Annotated in this window: 1 rRNA gene; it reads left to right on the top strand. The window is 61.9% G+C overall.

From position 1 onward, the window contains the following. Positions 1–68 precede the first annotated feature (68 nt). Positions 69–181: ribosomal RNA gene (rrf, locus tag O1Q03_RS39915) — 5S ribosomal RNA — on the top strand. The last annotated feature ends 1,148 nt before the right edge of the window (positions 182–1,329 follow it).

Genomic DNA, 1,329 nt, shown 5'->3' with positions numbered 1-1,329 from the left:
CACAACCTAAATTACTGCTTCTTCCAAGATTGGTTCTGTTGGCCACGCCAGCAGAACAACCCCTTTTGCCTGATGACCATAGCGAGTCGGTCCCACCCCTTCCCATCCCGAACAGGACCGTGAAACGACTCTACGCCGATGATAGTGCGGATTCCCGTGTGAAAGTAGGTAATCGTCAGGCTCCCTAAGCCAAGAACCCCCGCCCGAAAGGCGGGGGTTTTTGCATTGGCGCGGCGGAAATGCATGGGGGGATCCGGATGCGATCCGGGCGTTCACTGTCTCCAAGCGGGTGAGCTGCCAGGCGCTGCCCGACTACACGTCGATCTCCGGCATTCCGAGCGCGCGGGACAACCGTCTGGATTCCACCGTGGCTGCGCCACATGCCGATGTCATTGCGCTTCGCGCTGCTCGACACGACGCCCTCGAATGGGCCGTTCATCGGCTATCTTCTCAGTGTTGGGCGTCATATTGCGGTGATCTCCTCCTAAGCGACGAGATCGAATGCCGGCCCTCGCCAATGCGTGCCGCTACAACACCCTCGTCACTGAAGCTAGCCGCGTCACTCCGCCGCGTGCATTTCGCAGGAGCTGCCCCGGGGCCACTGTTTGAGTTACCGATGGATACCGATTCCGGTCATCGGCAATCGCTCCAGCCGCCGGGGCAGCGGACCGTCGTCATGCAGTTTCCGTCCTCCCGGACGAGTCGCCGTGGGCGATCCGGTCGATCCACAGAGCGCCAAGCATTTCGCCGTTCGCCCACGTCGCTGTAGCGGATTTGCACTGCGTGCGAACTCGTCTCCCATGCTTCTCCGTTCAAGCACGCTACAACTGTTGCCAAGGACGTCGCTGCTGCCTCGATTCGCGATCTTCTGCTATTTCTCCAAATATCTCGCGTATCTTCGTCGAACTATGAACTTTGGTCGAATGCGTCGCTGCCGGGAACAGCCTATATGGGGGCGGCCGCCGACTCGCTCGTCGGCGGAGCGAATCCGCAAGAGCATGCGTCCGCTGGGTGCACGATGGTCAGCGACCATAAGACTTGCAGCCGGCATCGTGGCGGCAAGTCGCGGAACGCGTCTGCTGGGCCGGTTCCGTCGGAGTCCTCGCTGTTGCTTTTGACCGGCACAGGTTGGCCACGTCGCAGAACGTAGATCTCTTCGATGAGCGAACGGGCGGCACCACCGAAGCATTCGCGTCCAGCACCCAGCACCCAGCACCCAGCACCCAGCACCCAGCACCCAGCACCCAGCACCCAGCACCCAGCACCCAGCACCCAGCACCCAGCACCCAGCACCCAGCACCCAGCACCCAGCACCCAGCACCCAGCACC

Source organism: Burkholderia sp. IMCC1007 (assembly GCF_027257875.1).
Classification (GTDB): Bacteria; Pseudomonadota; Gammaproteobacteria; order Burkholderiales; family Burkholderiaceae; genus Burkholderia.
The sequence above is the reverse complement of the archived record's forward strand: the minus strand, read 5'-3'. Positions and strand labels throughout refer to the sequence as shown.